Raw genomic sequence first — 19,927 nt, 5'->3', positions numbered from 1 at the left:
AGGCCGCTTACGGACACTCATTCATATGAAAGGAACAGGGTTCCCTCTGCGCGGAACGTCTCTCATGGTGGCGACCATTATCGGCGGCGGCATGTTCGCGTTGCCGATCGCGTTCGTCCACGTATGGTTTTTAAAAGGCCTGCTGATCCTGTCGGCGACGGGCATATTGATGCTGATGACGGGGCTAATCCTCGTTGACATCACGATGCGATTTCCTCCCGGCGCCAGCTTTCATACTTTCACCAACGCGCTGCTCGGCCCCGCCGCTAGCGTTATCATCGGGATAGCCTTCTGCTTTGTGCTCTACCTACTGACCTACGCGTACATCTCAGGCGCCGCGTCAATATTACGCGATCTCTTACCGCCCGCTGCCAGGGACCGCAGCTGGCTGCCGATAATTCTGCTGTCGCTGACGACCTCGGCGATCCTGTGGGCAGGCGGCAGATTACCCGGCTATATCCTTTCAGGCCTTATCGCCGCCAAGTTCACCCTGTTTTTTCTGCTGTTCGCCGGTGCCGCGGGTGGCGTAAAGCCGCTCAGATTGTTCGACATCTCCGCCAGCACGCCGCTCGGGTATTACCTGCCGATCGTGCCGGTCTGTATTATCGCTTTTGGCTTTCATGGCAGCGTGCCCTCCCTGAGCAGAATGTACAGACGGGATAATCATCGCGCGGTTACCCGCTCTCTCTATTACGGCTTTGCGGTTTCGCTGATCGTCTACGCCTTCTGGCTGACGCTGACCATGGGCGCACTCACGCCTCAGGCGATCCAGCATGTCAGCGACCAGGGCGGGAACATCGGGGCCTTTATTACCGCCCTTAATATCCACCAGACCACCTCGGCGACCCGTATGACGCTGGTCTCCTTTGGGTGTATTGCCGTTTTAGCCTCACTGATGTCGGCCTCAATCGGCTTGAGTGATTATCTTGAGGATATACTGAATAAAATCAGCCGCCGGGGATCGCGTCCGCTGGCAATATTTCTGACCTATTTCCCTCCCGCCCTGGCCTGTATTTTCGCCCCGCAAGGATTTTTATCTGCTCTGGCCTTTGCCGGCATTTCACTGGTGCTATGGAGTATATTATTGCCGCCTTATTTACTCATTAATGCCAGGCGTTCCGCCCTACCGCCGGTATATATTTTCCCGGCCAGCAATGTCCTTCTGAAAATGATAATTATCGTCGGCGCCCTACTCTGGCTACTGATGATTTACGCTTTTCTTGAGTAGATATGCATCGCCATGACTGTAAAAAATGCTTCAGCTGGGCCATCAAATCCCGGTACGGACGACAAACGGCAAAAAGCCTGAGCATGGGAAACCCTTAATCAGCTCCCGAATACTCAGACCCGTGACCAAAAAAAGGAGCGGTCATCATTCAGGGGGCCAGGCTTCTGAGAATCAACGAGGAGAGAATGACCGCCGCCGTCGGCGCCGTTTCGAGGTTAAACTGCAGCTGAACAGGGTTAATGAAGGGGCACATCACCATGTATATCGCATAGGTTGCCTCGTCAAGAGGGGTTTTCCTCTCAAACTCGCCGGCCTGCCTGCCTTCGACAACGATGCTTTCAATCAGCTTTAACAGGCGTTCCGCATACCTTTCCGTTGAAGGCCACTTATCCCGCGAGGCGACGGCGGCAATGTCGTAGAGCTTACGATCGTGGAAAAACAGTTCGCTTCCCGCTTCGGTGAGCGCGCGAAAGAGGCGGCGTAATTTTTCGCTGGCTGATGGCGCATCCGCCACCGCTGCAAGTACCGCCGTCATGATCGTCTCCAGGCGGTTAGCGCAAATAACTTCGCCGATAGCCTGTTTGGAATCGAAAAACTTATAGATGTAGGCCTTTGAAAAACCGATAGATTTAGCTAATTCCGCTACGGTGGTTTTTTCGTAGCCGTAATGCCCGAAATGCTCAAATGCGGCGTTGACGATTTGCTCCCGGACGCTGTGATCGAGTGGGCCACGTGCTGATGGTACGTTCATATTCTTAGTCATTCTGTTAGCTTAACGTGATGGTCTTTGATTGACAAATAGTGACCATTTTATCATTCAGCCACAATTTCGCTTGATGCAAGGTCGTGCAAAATTGTATCAGACAAAATCCTCTGCCAACAAAAGCATCGGCTCCCCCCGATACAACTTTATTTCAACCACACCACAGATTTGAATAAGCGGTAAACATCACCTCGCCGCCTGCTGTTCAGAAAGGTATTTTTGCCGCCATTTAGCCGGAGATACGCCGTGCATTTTCTTAAAAGCCTTAGAAAAATGCAGCTGATTTTCATAGCCTACGGAAATGCCCACCACTTTAATCGCCGTATTGCTGTTTTTGAGAAGGCTGACGGCGATGCTCATCCGGAAATTGAGCAAATACGCCTTGGGACCTATACCGTAGGCGCTTTTGAACAACCGACAAAGGTAGCTGCGGTTGATATTACAGTATGCGGCCAGGCTCTCAACGCTCAGAGGTTCGTGGTAGCGATTTTCAATTTTTTTGATCGCCTTTTGCAGGTGCCTGGTCTTGTCATCCCGGAGAGGAGCCCTTTGATCATGCGTATTGCTGATTAAGGTCGAAAAGAAGAGATAGCACAGCCCCTGCACCTTCAGCCGGTGTTCATCGCCATGTTCGACAATTTGCCGCAGGTAGCCGAGGGCGCTGACGTTGTCTTTATTCAGGTTGGGCCGGTAAATCGGTGATTGCCGGCTCAGATGGCACTCCGCGAAAATTCTGGCGGCGATCAGCCCATCGACCTCAAGCCACATATAATGCCACGGATCCTTTTTATCCGCGCAGTAGGTGGTCACATCATGGGGGTGGATCAAAAACCCCTCCCCCGCGACGACAGGAAAAGCGCCGGATTCACTGTAAAAGGTGCCGGTTCCACTTATCACATAATGAAATAGGTAATGCTGGCGAACAGCGGGGCCATAACGGTGCCCCTTATGACAACTCTCCTCGCCGTACTGGTACAAGTTCAATTCGATATTGTCGGTATGATTGAGGGTAAAAGTCTTGTGCATCAGTAACTCGCGCTTTTTTCCCCTCACATTATCAGAGATACCGCCAGTAAAGTCCCCCGGTTCAGTCAGATTCAGAGCTGGCTCACACTTTCTTTTCGACATCATTTTTCGCCATAGCAATATCACATTTAGCCATATTTCCGGGTCACGCCGCAGCGTACATTCTGCCTGACCAAAACAGCAGGAACGGAGAAATACCATGATTAAAGTGACATTTATGGGCGCGGGCAGCACCATTTTCGCCAGAAACGTACTCGGGGACATTATGGCGACCCCGACGCTGAAAGAGGTGGAGATAGCGCTGTACGACATCGACGGCGCGCGTCTCAATGAATCACTCGCCATGTTGAACAATATCAACAGCAATACCAATGCGGGCAGAGCGAAGATTGCCGCTTACCTTGGCGTTGAGAACCGCCGCGCGGCATTGAAAAACGCCCATTACGTGGTGAACGCCATCCAGGTCGGCGGCTACGACCCTTGCACCATTACCGACTTCACTATCGCAAGAAAATATGGTCTCCGGCAGACGATTGCCGATACCCTGGGGATTGGCGGTATCTTCCGCGCGCTGCGCACCATACCCGTAATGTTTGATTTCGCGCGGGATATCGAAGCCGTCTGCCCGAACGCCTGGTTACTGAACTACACCAACCCTATGGCCACGATAACCGGCGCTATGCTGCGCCATACGGAGGTGAAAACGGTTGGACTTTGCCACAGCGTTCAGGTCTGCGCTGAAACGCTGTTGAAAAGCGTGGATATGCCAACCGACGACGTGCAATTTCATATCGCGGGTATTAACCACATGGCCTGGCTGCTGGACATTCGCCGCCACGGCGAGGATCTGTACCCGGAAATTAAGCGCCGGGCCAGCGCCCTGCAGGGCAAGCATGACGATATGGTGCGCCATGAAATCATGAAAACTTTCGGCTATTACGTTACCGAATCGTCAGAGCACAACGCCGAATACATGCCTTACTGGATCAAACGCAACTACCCGGAACTGATCGAGCGATTCAATATTCCGCTGGATGAATATCCGCGCCGGTGTATTGAGCAGATTGAACAATGGCAGCAGCAGAAAGTGGCGCTGACCCATGACACCAGCCTGACCCACAGCCGTACCCATGAATACGCGTCTTATATCATCGAAGCGATGGAAACCGATCGGCCCTATAAAATTGGCGGTAATGTGCTCAACACCGGTTTGATCGCCAACTTACCTTCCGAGGCCTGCGTCGAAGTACCTTGTCTGGTGGATGGCCAGGGCGTCACGCCATGCTACGTCGGCAACTTGCCTGAGCAGCTGGCGGCGCTGAACCGTACCAACATCAATACCCAGCTGTTGACCGTCGAGGCGGCGGTTACGCGCAAGCGCGAAGCTATCTACCATGCTGCGCTGCTCGACCCGCACACTTCCGCCGAACTGTCGATCGATGACATCCGCAAGCTGTGCGATGAACTGATTGAAGCGCATAGCAACTGGCTTCCAGCCTACCATTAATCGCCCTAAGGCTCTGCAGCTTCCTGTACGCCCGCAAGGCGCGGAGGTTTCCGCGCCGTTACCAACAGGAAGGTGAGCTATGTTTTACTTAAAAAACAGGAATTTTTGGATTTTCGGTGCCTTTTGCTTTTTCTATTTCTTTATCATGGGCGCGGTACTGCCGTTTTTTCCGATATGGTTGCATGATGTCAACCAGCTCGATCAGCGACAAACCGGACTGGTGTTTGCCAGCATGGCGCTGTTTGCCCTAGTATTCCAGCCAGTTTTTGGCTTTGTTACAGACAAGTTTGGTCTGAAGAAACACCTGCTGTGGATGATTATCTTCCTGCTGCTGTTTCTGGCTCCTCTGTTTATCTACGTGTTCTCACCGCTGCTGCAAAGCCACTTTTTTCTGGGGGCTCTGTTGTGCGGTATTTATCTTGGACTGGTCTGCAGCGGCGGCTCGCCAGCCATTGAGGCCTATATTGAGAAAGTCAGCCGCCGCAGCCAGTTTGAGTATGGCCGCGCCCGCCTGTTTGGCTGTATCGGCTGGGCAATTTGCGCCTCCATTGTCGGCTATATGTTTACTATTAATAACCAGTTCGCGTTCTGGCTGGCGTCGAGTTTCTCGCTGGTATTGGCCGGTTTGCTGTATCTATTTAAACCGGAAGAAAACGCGACTCTGGCGGTAGCGGATGGCCTGGCGCTGAATCAAAAACCCATCAAGCTTAAAGCGGCATTGGGATTGTTAAAAATGCGCAAATTCTGGTGTCTGGTGATGTATATCGTCGGGGTGGCGTGCGTGTATGACGTCTTCGATCAGCAATTCGCTAACTTCTTTACCTCCTTTTTCCGCGACCGACACACCGGTACCCAGGCGTTTGGCTATGTCACCACGCCAGGTGAATTTCTTAACGCTTTTATTATGTTTTTTGCCCCACCGATCATTAACCGCATTGGCGGCAAAAATGCGCTACTGATTGCCGGTATGATCATGTCGGCGCGGATCATCGGTTCTTCCCTTGCCGACTCTGTGACGGAGGTGATTATCCTGAAGACCCTGCATATGTTTGAAGTTCCGTTTCTGCTGGTAGGCATTTTCAAATACATCACCACCCAGTTTAACGTTAATCTCTCCGCATCGATTTATCTGTGGGGGTTTTGCTTCTTTAAGCAGCTGTCAGCCATCGGCATGTCCTACGCGGCAGGGATGATGTACGTCACTTACGGTTTCAAAACCTCTTATCTGATCCTTGGCTGCACCGCGTTGCTGTTTACCATTATTTCAGCCTTCGCGCTGAGCGGTAAGGTACGGCGAGCTACCGGGCAACCCGCGCAGGACGTATCGTTATCGAATATAAAAGGCGAATTCGGATCGGAAGCGCAACGTTAACGGTCTACGTTGGCAGCAATATATCTTGATAGTGTTAACGGAAAGAAGAAGTCGATTCAGCCTTATCCGGATAGGTGAAAGACGTTTCCGCTATAGGGCTGCTTTTGCCTGCGTCATCTCGGCTCGACTCTCATCAATCAACTACGGCGCTTTTGAAGACCACAAGCGCCCCGGAGGCATACGCTCATTGATGAGACGCGTTCAGGACAAATACGCTGTTTTGTTTTTCTTGCGATATTCACCGGGGGGTAAATGGAAATGCCGGGTAAATAATCGAGTGAAGGTTTGCTGCGAGTCATAGCCGTAGCGCAAGCCAATACTGTAAATATTCTCATCGGTTTCGCGTAAATCGCGGGCAGCTGAATCCAGCTTTTTATGACGAATGTAGCGCCCCAGACTCTCTCCTTTATATTGCAGGAACAAACGCTGCAGATACCATTTTGAATAACCTGAATAATGAGCTATCTGTTCTATACGCAGTGGTTTATGTAAGTTATCGTCGATCCAATCAATGATAACGGCGATCACGGATTCAGAAATAAACATGGGGTCTCCTCCTTATGCATTCTCCCGGTATTATCAAGGTGGTTCTGTGGTAATTTTTGCTAAAGCCTCTGATGCTACTCGTGTTGTAATAAGCACAATATTAAGCTGATGGCATTGATAATCCTTTAATTATCAAAGACAGACCATACTCAAAAGCGGTATCCGGATGTGGATTGACCAACGATTCGATATGGGCAATTTCTGCCGGTATTTTTGATAACATTTTATTATCATTACCGTACGTTCGCGACTGTTCCTCTAATACGCACCCCAAAGTGTATTCGCTAATCGCGAGTAATATCATTGCGGCTTCTGCCTCAGTGAAACCGGCTCGAACAAGATAAACCAGTTTTGGATAAAAGGTTTCTCCTCCCACCCGGGTCGGCGATGTCCCTGCATGTAACAGAGCGCCGTCCCGATGGGCGAGCAGAGCGCGGCGGAAACTACGTGCGTTATCCGCCAGCCAACTTGTCCATTCCGAAGTTTCTTCGGGCACAGCTAGCGCATGGTGTTTGGCTAAAACAGCTGAAGCCATTTCTTCCAGCAAATTGGCCTTGTTTTTGAAATGCCAGTACAACGTCGCGGATTCCACGCCCAGTTTTTGAGCCAGTTTACGGGTCGTCAACGCTTCCAGACCGACTTCATCTAAGAGAGCTAATGCTGCCTCAATCACCTGATCTCGTTGAATTTTCGCCATGATATTGATCCTGTTGTTAATCCATTTACCCGGGCTAGCGGCCTGTGAAGAGACATTTTGTCTGACCCCGGCGCCTGACGGAAACTTTAATGCAAATTACTCTATCAATGATAGATAAATTGATCAATGATAGATTTCTTCACTTATCGTCTGTTAGGGGGCTTTTTATGAATATCCATCAAGGCAAGCTGGTCAAGGAAACAACCCATCCGCGACCGACAAATGCCATACCGCCAGTGTTGTGGATGCAGGCAGCCATTATCACGCTGGGAGCTTTTTCCACCATGCTTTCATCAACGATGCTCAGCGCTGCGCTGCCCGCCATGGCCATCGGCCTGGGGGTACCGGACTCGGCAATACAATGGATAGCAACAGCGTATCTTATGGCCCTTGCAGCAGGCGTTCCGCTGAGCGCCTGGGCCGTCAGACGCTTTGGCGCTACGCAGCTTTGGCTCTATGGGCTGATTTTATTTGCGATCTTCTCGGCAGTTTGCGCCCTTTCCCCACGTTTCGAGGTGCTGCTTGCCGCAAGAATGTTGCAAGGTCTGGCAGGGGGATTACTCGTACCGGCGGGGCAAACTATTCTTGGCCTGGTCGTCGGACGCGAACGCCTGGGGCGGGTCATTGGCACGATTGGCGTCGCCATCGTCATTGCCCCCTTATTGGGGACATCGCTTGGCGCACTCCTGGTTGAAAGCTGCGGATGGCGAGGGTTATTTTGGATCACCGTGCCCTTCTGCCTGTGTGCATATCTTACCGGGTGGAAGTTGCTTCCCCGTCCGGCAATAAAAAATGACAGGCCCCTCTCGCTGGACTGGCTGGGACTGGCGCTGGTCTTTTGCAGCCTGCCGATGCTGATGGAAGGCATGAAAGAGCTCAGCCTGAATAACGGCAAATATGGCTGGAACGTCATCATGCTGAGCGTGGGCGCCCTGTTCACCTGCTTGTTTATTTATCGCTCTTTGCGCATCGAATCCCCCTTACTTCATCTCGGACTTTTCAAACATCGGGGCTTCACTTTATCTGCCGTATTGATGACTATCGGCGGCGCGGTGAATTTTGGCGGGCAGTTCCTGCTTCCTTTATATTTTCGCGACGTTTGCCATAAAACGCTGGCTGAAGTGGGCTTGCTGCTTACGCCTCAGTTAATCGGTTCGGCGATAGGATTTCCGGTGGCAGGCTACTTTTCTGATAAGCTGGGGCCACGCGCGGTGCTGATCGTTGGCGGCTTACTCGCGGCATTTGCCACCCTGCCGCTGGGGATGATTGATGCGCAAAGTCGCTATTCGCTTGTGGGTGGAGCAATCGCCGTCAGAGGGTTCGGTTTAGCCCTGGCGACGGTACCCGCTATGGCAGCGGGCATGGCGATGGCTGGCAGCCGTCATGTCGCTGATGCCGCGCCTATTCTTAACATCCTCCAGCGTATTGGCGCGATGGCGGGAACGGCATTGATTACCGCGAGCTACATTAGATTCGCTCCGACTAATGGGAGCTTAACCGCCTTTCACCACGCCGGATGGATACTTACCGCTGGGGCCGTACTGCTCGCGCTTTGCGCATTTTTTATGGTAAATCATTCCGTTTTAACAACGCAGGAAGAATAAAAGTTTAATCAGAAAATTTATCGCTTTCAGACCCGATCCCAAAGCCTGCCGATTAAATTTGCAGAAATGGACTTCGTTGCCTGCAAAATAAACCATTCGGAGCGACTGATAAGCCGTCATGCCGGTCCGCTGCGAAGCCGACCGACATGACGCATTCTCACTGACTAAATCGCGCCGATCAATCCGCCATCAACCCGAATCACCGCACCGGTAATGTAGCTGGCAAGCTGGCTTGCCAGAAACGCCGCGGCGGCGCCGTACTCCTGCGGTTCACCGTAGCGCCCGGCCGGAATGCTCAGACGACTCTTTTCGGCGACCGCTTCCGCACTGCTGTTTTCCCGTTGCGCCCTGAGTGCGTCCAGCTGCCCCACGCGGTCGGTGGCGATGCGCCCTGGCACCATCACATTCACCGTAACGCCGTCGCCGGCCACTTCACTGGCGAGGGTTTTCGACCAGCCGAGCAGGCTCATGCGCAGCGCATTCGAGAGGGCGAGGCCAGGAATGGGGGTAATTACGCCGGATGACGTGGTGGTAATAATGCGTCCCCAGCCGCGGCTGCGCATGGCGGGCAGGAGTTTATCGGTGAGCTGAATCAACGAGGCGACCATCACTGAAAACTGCTGTTGCCAGACTGCGCCATCTGTCCCCTGCGCCGATGCGGGCCGCGGGCCACCGGAGTTGTTGACCAGAATATCGATATCGCCCCACTGCTGGCGAATATCGGCAATCACCGAATCAAACCGTTCCGGGGCGGCCAGATCCAACGGCCAGGCGCGGGCAGTACCGCCCGTCCGGGTGATACGCTCCACCGTTTGCGCCAGTTTATCAGCATTGCGGCCGGTGACCGCCACCCTCACGCCCTCCTGCGCCAGCGAAAGGGCAATAGCCTGCCCAAGGCCGCTTCCGGCACCGCACACCAGCGCCACTCGTTGTTGTATCTGCAAATCCATAAATGCTCCTGATTGTATTTTCAGAAGCAATATGTGCAAGAGCGATGCCAGCTATGCGCGACCGTTTTTAACATTGACCTGGTCAAACGCGTATTGCAGGTGTTTTCTCATCAATTCCGCCGCCTGTTCCTGCTTGTTCTCTCGCAGGGCATCGATGATAGCAACGTGCTCTTCGCACCACTCTTTTACGCGGCGCTTATTGTGATAGCTGCCAAATTCCAGCAGACGGCGCAGCCGGTTTTGTTGCTGGATAGCCTGTACCACAAACAGATTGCCGCTGGCTTCCGCCAGCAACTCATGAAATAAAGCGTCGGTTTCGAAAATCTCTTTTGCCGGAACCTGCGTAATGTCCGGGTGGGTGATGAGGCGCAGATGCTGGGCGCGCAGGCGTTTAAGCATCTGCCTGTCCACATGCAGGTTGGGTGTCAGCAGCGCCGTCGGTTCAATCATCAGGCGAAAACCGTAGCTGTTGCGCAGGGCGACATCGGAGTTGAGGGTTTGCAGAAAGCGCCAGCCGTGCCCCGCATTGCGCGCAATCAGGCCGTCCTCCGATAGCTTCACCAACGTACGGGTCAGCACCCCGCGATCGACCTCATAGCGCTGACTGATTTCAGTCTGGGTAAACGATTCCGGCAGCACGCCCGCAATACGGTCATGGACCAGCTGTTCGTAAAGCTTCTGGTCATTGCTCTTGGACTGCTCAATCTCCAGCAGCTCCAGCTCATTGCTGCGTTTAAGCAGGAAAAAACCCTGATTTGGACGCGCTTCAACCGCCCCCATTCGGGTCAACTCTTTTAACCCGGCGCGCACCGGCGTACGCGAAACCCCCAGCGCATCGGCAAGATGTTGCTCGCGTAAATGATGACCTGGATCGAATTTTGCTTCAGATATCAGGTCGAGTATTTGCCGGGCTATCCGGCGACTGCTCGCAGTGGAGTCAGGCTGCATGGAGAACGCTTCCCTGGAATGCATTGTTGTGGTCGATATATACAATATCACGCACAACAAAACGCAGCAAAACAAAGCAAGGACTGCACGATTAACGTGCAATACGCACCAGAATGAGACGTTTTTTTCACACGTATAATTGTATTTATTGACACATTAAATTCAATTTAGACCTTAACCAGGAGACGACTATGTCCAGCAATTCTTTATTGTTTCGCCACGTGCGTACCTTGATGTTCGCGCTGACCGCACTCCCGCTGGTGGGCCATGCTGCGGTGGAAACCATCGCCCCGGGCAAGCTGACCTACGGCACGGCGGCGACGTTTATGCCTTTTGAGTTCGTGAAAGAGGGCAAGCTCACCGGCTTCGATATCGACCTGATTAACGCGCTAAGCAAAGAGATCCGGCTGACGCCTGCGCCGATGCCGATGGAGTTCAAAGGGCTTATCCCAGCGCTGCAGGGGAAACGTCTCGATATCATTAACTCCGCCATGTACGTCAACCCGACCCGTGCCGCGCAGGTCGACTTCGTGCCTTACCTCAAGATCGGCAGCCGCGTGGTGGTGAGCAAAGGTAATCCGGCAAAAATCACCGGACGCGACCTGAGCCTCTGCGGCAAAAATATCGCCGTGACGCTCGGCGGGATCGAAGAGAGCCAGGCCCGGGCAGACAACCAGCGCTGCCTGGAGGCCAAAAAACCGGCCATTAACGTCATGACCTTCCCCGCCGCTACCGACTCCGCCGTTGCCGTCTCCCAGGGTCGCGCCGATGCCGAATTCCTCTCCACGCCGGGAACCGTCGCCCTGCTAACCGAAAAAGCGGGCATGTTCGAAGCGGTTGGCGATGAGTTCGAAGCAGATACCCACATCGCGTTTGCCGTGCGTAAAGGCGATAGCGAAACCCAGGCTCTGCTGGAAAAAGGTCTCCAGGGCCTCGTCAAAAATGGCACCTACAAGCAACTGATAAAGAAATGGAACTTCCCTGACTCCGTTGCCCTTTTCTAACCCGTCTCGCCATTAACCGGAGAACGCTATGTCGATCGAACTTATGTGGCAGTACTTCCTCTCACCCGAGTTTGTTCAGGGTGCCTGGATGACGCTACTGATTACCCTCTGCTCACTGTTGTGTGGCGTGGTGCTGGGCCTGGTGTTGGCGCTGTTGCAGGAAGCGCCGTTTCGCGCCGGGAAAGGGCTGGCCTTTTTCTACCTGTGGCTGTTTCGCGGGACGCCGGTGCTGTTCCAGATAATCTTTGTCTACAACGTGCTGCCAGGCTTCGGCTTACGCTTCTCCGCATTTACCTGCGCAGTGCTGGCGCTTTCGCTTAATGAAGGCGCCTACATGGCGGAAATTCTGCGCTCTGGCCTGCAGGCCGTAAAAAGCGGCCAGCGCACCGCCGGCATGGCGCTCGGTATGACCAGCGGGCAGATCATGCGAAAAATCGTGCTGCCTCAGGCCGCACGCATCGTTCTGCCGCCGATGGGTAACCAGATGATCAGCATGCTGAAATCGAGCGCGCTGGTCTCGGTTATCGCCGTTCAGGAACTACTGCTGGTCGCCAACCAGACCGCCAGCGCCAGCTTCCGCTACTTCGAAGCGCTATGCGCCGCAGGCATCTATTACCTGCTGCTCACCAGCCTGTTTATGGTCTTCCAGTCGTGGCTGGAAAGCGTGCTGGATCCCAAACAGCGCCGCAGCAAAAGCCAGAAGCGGCTGAACCGCCTGTTTAAATTACCAAAACCCGCCCGGGAGGAACCATGAGCGAGAAACCGCTGCTGGAGATGATCGGTATTGATAAGACTTTTGGCCGCCAGACCGTGCTCAAGAACTGCTCTCTTGAGGTGCAGCGCGGGGAAACCGTGGTCCTGATTGGGCCATCGGGCTCGGGGAAATCCACCCTGCTGCGCTGCGTCAACATGCTCTCCCCTGCCGACAGCGGCGACGTGTTCTTCGCCAGCCAGCACATCAGCCGGGGCGAAGTGCCGGTGCACAAACTGCGGCAGCGTATTGGCATGGTGTTCCAGAACTACGAGCTGTTCTCGCACCTGACGGCGGCGGAAAACATCATGCTGGCCCCGATGACGGTGCTGGGGATGAACCGCACTGATGCCCGTACGCTGGCGGACAACCTGTTGGCGAAGGTGCGCATCAACGAACGCGCGGACCACTTTCCGGACGAGCTCTCCGGCGGCCAGCAGCAGCGCGTGGCGATTGCCCGAGCCCTGGCGATGAAGCCCGAGCTCATGCTCTACGACGAACCCACGTCAGCCCTCGACCCGGAGATGATCCGCGAGGTGCTGGAAGTGATGGCGGAGCTCAGCGCAGAAGGAATGACCAGCATGGTGGTGACCCACGAAATGGGCTTCGCCCGCCGGGCCGCTAACAAAATTCTTTTTATGGAAGACGGCGAAATTATCGATCGCGCCAGCACCAGCGATTTCTTCGCCGGCAACGTCAGCGAGCGCGCGCAGCGCTTCCTGACGCAAATATTACATTAATCACGGAGTCCCTATGTTCAGTTATCAGGTTGACAGCGCGCGTATGAAAAAGGACTTAGCGACGCTGGTTGCCATCAATACGGAGAATCCGCCGGGCCATGAGCGTGAAGCCGCCGAATGTCTGGAAGGCTGGCTGCTGACCGCCGGATTCGATCTCTCCTTTAGCGAATACGCGCCGGGGCGGACCAACGTTATCGCCGTCCTGCACAATGGACCGGGGCAGTGCTTCGCCTTTAACACCCATATCGACACCGTTCCGGCGGGCAGCGGCTGGACCAGCGATCCCTTCACGCTCGCCGAGCGCGGCGGGCGCCTGTACGGGCGCGGCGCCTGCGATGCCAAAGGCCCGCTGGTGGCGATGGTTGAAGCCCTGCGTTTGCTGGCCGCCACTCGTCAGCGCTGGTCCGGCACGCTGATGGGCGTGTTCACCGCCGATGAAGAGGTCGCCAGCGAAGGGGCGAAATTCTACGTACGTGATAACCCACCGGCGATTGATTTCGCGGTGATTGGCGAGCCGACATCGAATGCGACCTTCTCCGCTCACAAAGGCAGCTTGCGTCCTCGCGTGCGGGTAAAAGGCGTCACCGCGCACTCCGGCACGCCGGAGCTGGGGGTTAACGCGATTTACCAGTCCGCGCGCCTTTTAGGGCTGATTGAAGAGGCCCACCACCAGCAGGTGCGTTGCCGCTGCCACGATCTGGTCGGTAACGCCAGCCTGACGGTGACCCGCATCCACGGCGGCCATGCGGACAACGTGGTGCCCGACAGCTGTGAGCTGCTGCTTGACCGCCGCATGGTCCCGGGTGAAGACGAAGCGGTCGTCAAGGCCGAACTGCAACAGCTGCTCGACCACGCGCACGCTCATGCGGGCGTGGAAGCCGAAATTATCGCCTGGCAGCCCACCACCGGCGGTGCGACGCAAACCGACAGCAGCGAAGCCATCGTCGAGCAAAGCCTTGCCGCCTGCCGCCGTCACGGACAGAGCGAGCCCGGCCCGTTTGGTTTTCAGGGCGGCTGCGACCTGGTGCATTTCCGTTCGCTGGGCGCAAAGGGCGTGGTCATTGGCCCCGGCTCGCTGGCCGTGGCGCACAAGCCCGATGAATTCGTCCCCGTCGATGAATTTATCGCCGCGGCATATATCTATCTCGATATTGCGCTCGCCATGCTGCCGCCGGAGCCCGGTTTATGAAAGCGCAGCTCTTTCGCGGAGAACTGCATTATGCCGGTGTGATGCTGCATACCGCCGCCTCCGGCCCGGTGACGGCGCTCGACACCCTCTGGCTGCGTCTGGAAGACCAGGGCGTGACGGGGATTGGCGAAGTGCGGCTCAATATTCGCTACCTGCATGGCTATAGCGAAGAGCAGGTGCTGAACAACCTGCTTCAAATCCTCAGCCGTTGGGACTGGCGCCGGCAGCCCGCGGCGCTACTTACTGCGCTGCATGGTGAGGACCCCACGCTGCTGCCGCCGTCACGCATGGTGCTGGATATGGCATTGCACGATCTGCTGGCGCGTCAGGAGGGGGTAAGCGTTGCCGCCTGGCTGGGGGCGCAAGCTGGCCTGCCCGCCTGGCGCACCAATCAAACCCTGTTCTGGAGCAGCGAGTCGCGGATGCTGGAGCAGGCGCAACGCTATGTCGATCGCGGTTTCACCGAGCTGAAGTTACGCACGGGCGTAGCGGATTTCGCCACCGACCTGGCCCGCCTGCAAAGGCTGCGTCAGCGGTTTGGCCAGCAGATTTCGCTGGCGATTGACGTGAACGGCCAGTGGTCGCTGGCGCAGGCTCACGCAGCGTTCCCCTCTCTGCGAGCGCTGAATCTCAGCTACATCGAACAGCCGTTAAGCCCGGTATACGACAGCCAGCTTGCCGAACTGTACGGCTACGGCATCCCGATCATGCTCGATGAAAGTCTCAATAGCGACGCAGCCATCACCCGGCTGATCGCCGCCAAAGGCGCGCTGTGGGGGCATCTCAAGCTGGTGAAATTGGGCGGCCTCGCTCCGACGCTTGCCGCCGCCCGCCGTCTGCGGCGCGCCGACGTGCCGTTCATGATTGGTCAGATGAATGAAGGCCATGCCGCCACCGCCGCCGCGCTCCAGCTTTGCCGGGTGGTGCAACCGGCATTTGCCGAACTGTATGGCGCCGATGGCTTAACGGATGATCCCGTCAGCGGGCTGGAATACCGCAATGGACGGGTCACCGTCAACGACTCTCCCGGTCTGGGCGTGCAGTTCAATGCCGCGCAGGCCAACTTACTCCAGGAGTTTAACGATGCAAGATGTTAACAATGTGATTCAGGGCAGTGAGTCCGCCTTTAGCGCTGACGAATATGCGCAACGCATTCGACGTACCCGCGAACGCTTAAGCAGCGCGGGCGTGGACGTCATGATTGTTACCGGACCAGAAAACATTTTCTGGCTTACCGGTCAGCAAACGCCGGGATATTACACCTTTCAGGCGCTGCTGCTGCCGGTAGAAGGGGATCCGGTCTTTGTGATTCGTCAGCTCGAATACTTTAACTTTATCGCCAACACCTTTATTTCAGATGCCGCTATTTACCAGGATGGCGATAACCCGGTGGATTTTCTGGTGGCTATGCTGCAACAGCGCGGCTGGCTCAATAAGCGCATAGGACTGGATAAACGCGGCTGGTTCCTGCCGATTGCCGTGTATGAAGCCCTGCAGTCTAAGCTCGGCGCGATTGCCGATACGGCTGGCGTCATCGAACCGCTGCGCGCGGTGAAGTCGGCCGCGGAGGTGGAAAAAATCGCCGCCGCGGCCCGCTATGTCGATGCGGGTATGCGCGCCGGGATGGCGGCGATTCGCAGCGGCGCAGACGAAAACGCGCTGGTCTCGGCGATGATGGGGGCCGCCATTGCCGCCGGTTCCGAGTATGTCGGTATGGAACCGCTGGTCTCAACCGGCCCGCGAAGCGGCGTGCCGCACGGCACATGGCGACGTCGGGTGATGCAGGATAACGACCCGGTTTTTCTGGAGATGTCTGCCGCCCACGATCGCTACCACGCCGCGATGATGCGCTCCGCCTGGCTGGGCCGCCCGCCCGCTATCGCCATCGAAATGGAAAAAGTTTGTCAGGAAGCCCTGCAGGCCTCCCTCGACGCCATTCGTCCGGGCGCTACCTGCGAAGCGCCGCACCTGGCCTGCCAGAAGGTGATCGACCGCGCCGGTTTCACTGAAAACTTCAAAAAACGCACCGGTTACTCCATCGGCATCGCCTTTGCGCCGGACTGGGGCGAAGGCGGCATTCTCAGCCTTTACAGCGGCGTCACCACCGAGCTGCAGCCAGGAATGACTTTCCACATCCCACCGGCCCTGCGTATCTACGGTCAATTCACCGTCGGCGTCAGCGAAACCGTGGTGGTGACTGAAACCGGATATCGCCAGCTGGGTTCCCTGGCTCGCCCATTAACACTGCTGTAAGGAAAGAAAGATGAAAGATATCAATGAGTGTCGTGAACGCCTGCGCGGTATTTTCAACATCACCGTCACCCCGTTCGACGCCAGCGGCGCGATCGACTACCCGGCGTTGCGTGAAAACATCGAACGCGTGATTGGTCTGGGCTATGACGGCCTGCTGATTGGCGGCACCTACGGCGAGTTCCCGGTAATGACCGTCGAAGAGCGCCGCGAATTGTTTCATGAAGTGATGGCCTGCGTGGATGACCGCGTGGCGGTAATGCTGTGCAGCGCCAGTTCCGATCCGCGCGACGCCCGCGAGCTGACCGTTCTGGCAAGCGAGCTGGGCGGCCTGCCGATGGTCACCGCGCCCTTTGTTAGCGAAATCACTGACGAACAGATTGTCAGCTACTTCAATGAGATGGCACCGTTATCCAAAACCGGCATTCTGGTGTACAACGCGCCGGGCATCGGCATTACCCTCTCCCCGACGCTGCTGGAACGGCTGGCAGAGATCCCGAATGTGGTCGGCATCAAACAGGGCGATCTCAACCCCACCGCCATCGACCAGATTGCCAACCGCCTGCGCGGGCGTCTGCGCCTGTTCTGCGCCTCCGATCTGGCTTTCCTCGGACCGATGATGGCCGGGTTTGACGGCATCAGCACGACCAACAGCGGCGCGCTGCCGGAGCTGATCGTCAATACGTTCCGCGCCGTGGAACGGGGCGATGCCGCCACTGCCCGCGATTTGCATCAGCTGTGGTACGCGTATCGAGCCCTGGCGCGCAAATACGGGCAGCCGCAGCTGGTGAAAGCGGCGATGGCGCTGCGCGGCTTTAACGGCGGCACCGTACGCGCACCGTTAAAACCGATCGGCGACGCGGCGCTGGCAGAGCTAACCCGCGTCATGCAGGCGCTCGCCAGCGACCAGCGCAGCGGGGTTACGCTGGCGCGTTAAGCGCCGCCTGTAGAAACGCGACGAACAGCGGATGGGGCGCATCCGGGCGGGACATCAGTTCCGGATGCCCCTGAACCCCCTGCCAGAACGGCAGCTCAGGCTGGGAAACGGCCTCCACGATACCGTCGCGTTGCGCGCTCACGCTGACCCCGCCGGGGGACAGCGCCGGCAATAAGTCGGTGTTGAAGCAGTAGCGATGGTTGTAGTGCATTTCGCGGACATCGCCGGGGATAAGCCCCGAGGAAAAAGGGAATACACCGCAGCGATGACGACCATCGGCAAAGGGAACAAAGCTGTGCAGAGCCTCATGCGGAGCGACTTCTGCGGGAATGGCCGATTCGAAACCCGGACTCCGGCGCACGGCAGCAGTCATCATGCTCTGCATTCCCAGGCACAACCCCAGCGTTGGCTGCCCGCGGTTAAGCGTATCTTCCGCCACGCGGATTTGTCCATTGACCGCCGCCATTGAGGAACCGCCTGGCAGCACCACGCCCTGGAAGAGGTGAAGTTCGTGTAACTCGGCGGACAGACTGACTGGCGCGAAGAAATGGACATCCAGGTTCAGCCCCAGCGACGCCGCGGCATCGCCCAGTGAGCCGAGCGTGGCGGGATAGACCAGACGGTGGTCCGCCTCGCGGCCAATCAGCGCGATGCGCAAGGACGCCCTGGCGGACGACGGTCTCCCGGCATCCCAGCGGCCATAGCGGTCGGGGGTGAGCGCTAACAGCGTGTGTTGCCCGTCGCTGAGCGTCAGGCGGTGGTTGCTGTCATCGCTGTAAAGCCGCTGGCCCGGCAGGTCGGCGATGAGCGGCGCCTGCGAGGACGACAGCACAATGACGACGTCTGATGACGGCAGGCGGGCGATATCGCGCACCTCTTCACGCAGCGTATCGCTGCGCCAGAGGCCGCTGGTCACGCAGTACCCTGCACGAATGACGTGCTGGTGGCTATCGGGTACATCCCCGGCGAAGTCGGGGCGAAGGCTCCAGAGAGGCAACCCAAGACGATTGGCCCACAGGCTGGCGGTGATACCGTAGCGGGCGGGGGCGGAGCTGTTATCGAGAATAAAGATCGGTGACACGGCGAGTTTCCTGCTGATGTTGGGTGCCTAATTGTATTAATTGAATCATGAGATACAAAAGAGGATTTATGAATAACAGTCAAATCGCCCGTCGTATGCGATCCGTACGGCCTTCTCCGACCGCGGCCATTTCTGACCAGGTACGGGTACTGGAAGCCGCAGGCAAGCAGGTTATCAACCTGGGCGAAGGGGAACTGGATTTTGCTACCCCGCCCCATATTAGCTATGCGGGCATTGAAGCTATCGTACATCACCAGACTAAGTATACCGCCGTTTCCGGCACCGCAGCGCTCAAGACGGCCATTGCCGCCAAGTTCGCTCGCGACAATCAGCTGCGCTACCGTCCGGAAGAGATCATCGCCGGGAGCGGCGCCAAACAGCTTATTTTCAACGCCTTTCTGGCAACCCTGGACGCCGGGCAGCAGGTGATTATTCCCGCGCCCTACTGGGTCTCTTACCCGGATATGGTCTCTCTGGCCGACGGCGAACCGGTGATTGTACCCTGCGATGAACAACACGGCTGGAAGCTGACGCCGGAACAACTGGCCGCTGCCCTCACCCCGTCAACGCGCTGGTTGATCCTCAATTCGCCGGGCAACCCGACCGGGGCGATTTACAGCGAACCGGAGCTGCGCGCGCTGGCAGACGTGCTGGCGGACTATCCGCACGTGCTGGTGATGGCCGACGACATTTACGAGCCGCTGCGCTACGACAATGTCCCGTTTATCACTTTTGCTCAGGCCGCGCCGCAGCTGGTTTCGCGCACCCTGACGGTGAACGGGGTCTCCAAAAGCCACGCCATGACCGGCTGGCGTCTGGGCTATGCGGGTGGGCCGCAGTGGCTGATTGCCGCCATGCAGATCCTGCAATCGCAAAGCACGTCCAATCCCAGCAGCATTTCACAGGCGGCGGCGATCGCGGCCCTTAACCATTCGGCGGATTTCTTCGACGGCTGGCTGCATAGGTTGGATAAACGTCGCCAGCAGGTGCTGGGGATGATTGCCGCCACCGAGGGCCTGAGCGCGGGCATCCCCCAGGGCGCATTCTATGTCTTTGCCAACTGCCAGCAGCTCATTGGGCGGGTGACCCCTGGCGGCGAAACCCTCCGCGACGACAGCGGGCTGGCGAACTGGCTGCTAGAACACACTCAGGTGGCCGTGTTACACGGTTCCGCGTTCGGAATGCCGGGATATTTACGTATTGCCTACGCGGTAGAAGATGGGCTGCTGGCGCAGGCCTGCCAGCGGATTGCCGGGGCCTGCGCGCAGCTGCGTTAGGGACGGGTTGAGGCAGCGTTTACCTACGCGGGCGCTGCATCAACGCGTAATCAGGAT

At 56.6% G+C, this 19,927-nt stretch carries 19 protein-coding genes; 12 read left to right on the top strand and 7 right to left on the bottom strand.

Annotated features, from left to right (window positions below; genetic code table 11):
• The first annotated feature begins 25 nt into the window (after positions 1–25).
• Entirely contained in the window at positions 26–1,228 is a 1,203-nt protein-coding gene (locus BWI76_RS10335) for an aromatic amino acid transport family protein (protein ID WP_074168733.1), read from the top strand.
• Between the two features lie 148 nt (positions 1,229–1,376).
• Here the strand turns inward: BWI76_RS10335 and BWI76_RS10330 are convergent, their stop codons facing one another.
• Complete coding sequence (locus BWI76_RS10330; RefSeq protein WP_004871494.1) at positions 1,377–1,991, bottom strand: TetR/AcrR family transcriptional regulator; 615 nt, start codon at positions 1,989–1,991, stop codon at positions 1,377–1,379.
• Positions 1,992–2,177: 186 nt separating this feature from the next.
• Positions 2,178–3,017: an AraC family transcriptional regulator gene (locus BWI76_RS10325; RefSeq protein WP_049085439.1), complete on the bottom strand. Its 840-nt coding sequence runs from the start codon at positions 3,015–3,017 to the stop codon at positions 2,178–2,180.
• 199 nt (positions 3,018–3,216) lie between these two features.
• Here BWI76_RS10325 and BWI76_RS10320 point away from each other — a divergent pair, with 199 nt between their 5' ends.
• On the top strand, positions 3,217–4,524 hold the full coding sequence (locus BWI76_RS10320; RefSeq protein WP_049090219.1) for an alpha-glucosidase/alpha-galactosidase: 1,308 nt from the start codon (positions 3,217–3,219) through the stop codon (positions 4,522–4,524).
• A gap of 79 nt (positions 4,525–4,603) precedes the next feature.
• A complete protein-coding gene (locus tag BWI76_RS10315; RefSeq protein WP_064342428.1) occupies positions 4,604–5,896 on the top strand; it encodes an MFS transporter in 1,293 nt (430 codons plus the stop codon).
• A 201-nt stretch (positions 5,897–6,097) separates the two neighbouring features.
• Here the strand turns inward: BWI76_RS10315 and BWI76_RS10310 are convergent, their stop codons facing one another.
• Both BWI76_RS10310 and BWI76_RS10305 read right to left on the bottom strand, forming a co-directional pair.
• Entirely contained in the window at positions 6,098–6,442 is a 345-nt protein-coding gene (locus BWI76_RS10310) for a RamA family antibiotic efflux transcriptional regulator (protein WP_004871504.1), read from the bottom strand.
• Positions 6,443–6,542: 100 nt separating this feature from the next.
• Positions 6,543–7,139 (bottom strand): TetR/AcrR family transcriptional regulator C-terminal domain-containing protein, encoded by a 597-nt coding sequence (locus BWI76_RS10305; RefSeq protein WP_004871507.1) that lies wholly within the window; start codon positions 7,137–7,139, stop codon positions 6,543–6,545.
• A gap of 167 nt (positions 7,140–7,306) precedes the next feature.
• Here BWI76_RS10305 and BWI76_RS10300 point away from each other — a divergent pair, with 167 nt between their 5' ends.
• The gene (locus BWI76_RS10300; protein WP_064343383.1) at positions 7,307–8,743 is read left to right on the top strand and encodes a DHA2 family efflux MFS transporter permease subunit; all 1,437 of its coding nucleotides are present in this window, start codon (positions 7,307–7,309) and stop codon (positions 8,741–8,743) included.
• A gap of 164 nt (positions 8,744–8,907) precedes the next feature.
• Here the strand turns inward: BWI76_RS10300 and BWI76_RS10295 are convergent, their stop codons facing one another.
• Positions 8,908–9,693, bottom strand: coding sequence for an SDR family oxidoreductase (locus BWI76_RS10295; protein ID WP_004871510.1), 786 nt, complete (start codon positions 9,691–9,693; stop codon positions 8,908–8,910).
• 51 nt (positions 9,694–9,744) lie between these two features.
• Complete coding sequence (locus tag BWI76_RS10290) at positions 9,745–10,641, bottom strand: GntR family transcriptional regulator (RefSeq protein ID WP_049086026.1); 897 nt, start codon at positions 10,639–10,641, stop codon at positions 9,745–9,747.
• A 191-nt stretch (positions 10,642–10,832) separates the two neighbouring features.
• Here BWI76_RS10290 and BWI76_RS10285 point away from each other — a divergent pair, with 191 nt between their 5' ends.
• The 7 genes from BWI76_RS10285 to BWI76_RS10255 are packed head-to-tail and all read left to right on the top strand — an operon-like array spanning position 10,833 to position 17,512.
• Positions 10,833–11,645: an ABC transporter substrate-binding protein gene (locus BWI76_RS10285; RefSeq protein ID WP_004871515.1), complete on the top strand. Its 813-nt coding sequence runs from the start codon at positions 10,833–10,835 to the stop codon at positions 11,643–11,645.
• A gap of 28 nt (positions 11,646–11,673) precedes the next feature.
• Entirely contained in the window at positions 11,674–12,399 is a 726-nt protein-coding gene (locus BWI76_RS10280; RefSeq protein ID WP_004871517.1) for an amino acid ABC transporter permease, read from the top strand.
• The gene (locus BWI76_RS10275) at positions 12,396–13,136 is read left to right on the top strand and encodes an amino acid ABC transporter ATP-binding protein (protein WP_004871519.1); all 741 of its coding nucleotides are present in this window, start codon (positions 12,396–12,398) and stop codon (positions 13,134–13,136) included. The genes BWI76_RS10280 and BWI76_RS10275 overlap by 4 nt, the downstream gene beginning before the upstream one ends.
• Before the next feature lie 13 nt (positions 13,137–13,149).
• Complete coding sequence (locus tag BWI76_RS10270) at positions 13,150–14,325, top strand: M20 family metallopeptidase (RefSeq protein ID WP_049086025.1); 1,176 nt, start codon at positions 13,150–13,152, stop codon at positions 14,323–14,325.
• Complete coding sequence (locus BWI76_RS10265; protein ID WP_004871524.1) at positions 14,322–15,422, top strand: mandelate racemase/muconate lactonizing enzyme family protein; 1,101 nt, start codon at positions 14,322–14,324, stop codon at positions 15,420–15,422. The genes BWI76_RS10270 and BWI76_RS10265 overlap by 4 nt, the downstream gene beginning before the upstream one ends.
• Positions 15,409–16,578: a M24 family metallopeptidase gene (locus tag BWI76_RS10260; protein WP_004871527.1), complete on the top strand. Its 1,170-nt coding sequence runs from the start codon at positions 15,409–15,411 to the stop codon at positions 16,576–16,578. Before BWI76_RS10265 ends, BWI76_RS10260 begins: the two co-directional genes overlap by 14 nt.
• Positions 16,579–16,588: 10 nt before the next feature.
• The gene (locus BWI76_RS10255) at positions 16,589–17,512 is read left to right on the top strand and encodes a dihydrodipicolinate synthase family protein (protein WP_004871529.1); all 924 of its coding nucleotides are present in this window, start codon (positions 16,589–16,591) and stop codon (positions 17,510–17,512) included.
• Here the strand turns inward: BWI76_RS10255 and BWI76_RS10250 are convergent.
• The gene (locus BWI76_RS10250) at positions 17,496–18,593 is read right to left on the bottom strand and encodes a glutamine amidotransferase-related protein (protein ID WP_004871530.1); all 1,098 of its coding nucleotides are present in this window, start codon (positions 18,591–18,593) and stop codon (positions 17,496–17,498) included. The two genes, BWI76_RS10255 and BWI76_RS10250, sit on opposite strands and share 17 nt — an antisense overlap.
• A gap of 68 nt (positions 18,594–18,661) precedes the next feature.
• Between BWI76_RS10250 and BWI76_RS10245 the strand changes: the two genes are divergently transcribed.
• A complete protein-coding gene (locus BWI76_RS10245; RefSeq protein WP_064371669.1) occupies positions 18,662–19,870 on the top strand; it encodes a pyridoxal phosphate-dependent aminotransferase in 1,209 nt (402 codons plus the stop codon).
• Positions 19,871–19,927 lie beyond the last annotated feature (57 nt).

This window comes from Klebsiella sp. M5al, from assembly GCF_002090195.1.
Lineage (GTDB): Bacteria > Pseudomonadota > Gammaproteobacteria > Enterobacterales > Enterobacteriaceae > Klebsiella > Klebsiella grimontii.
This window is presented reverse-complemented; position numbering and strand designations above follow the sequence as displayed.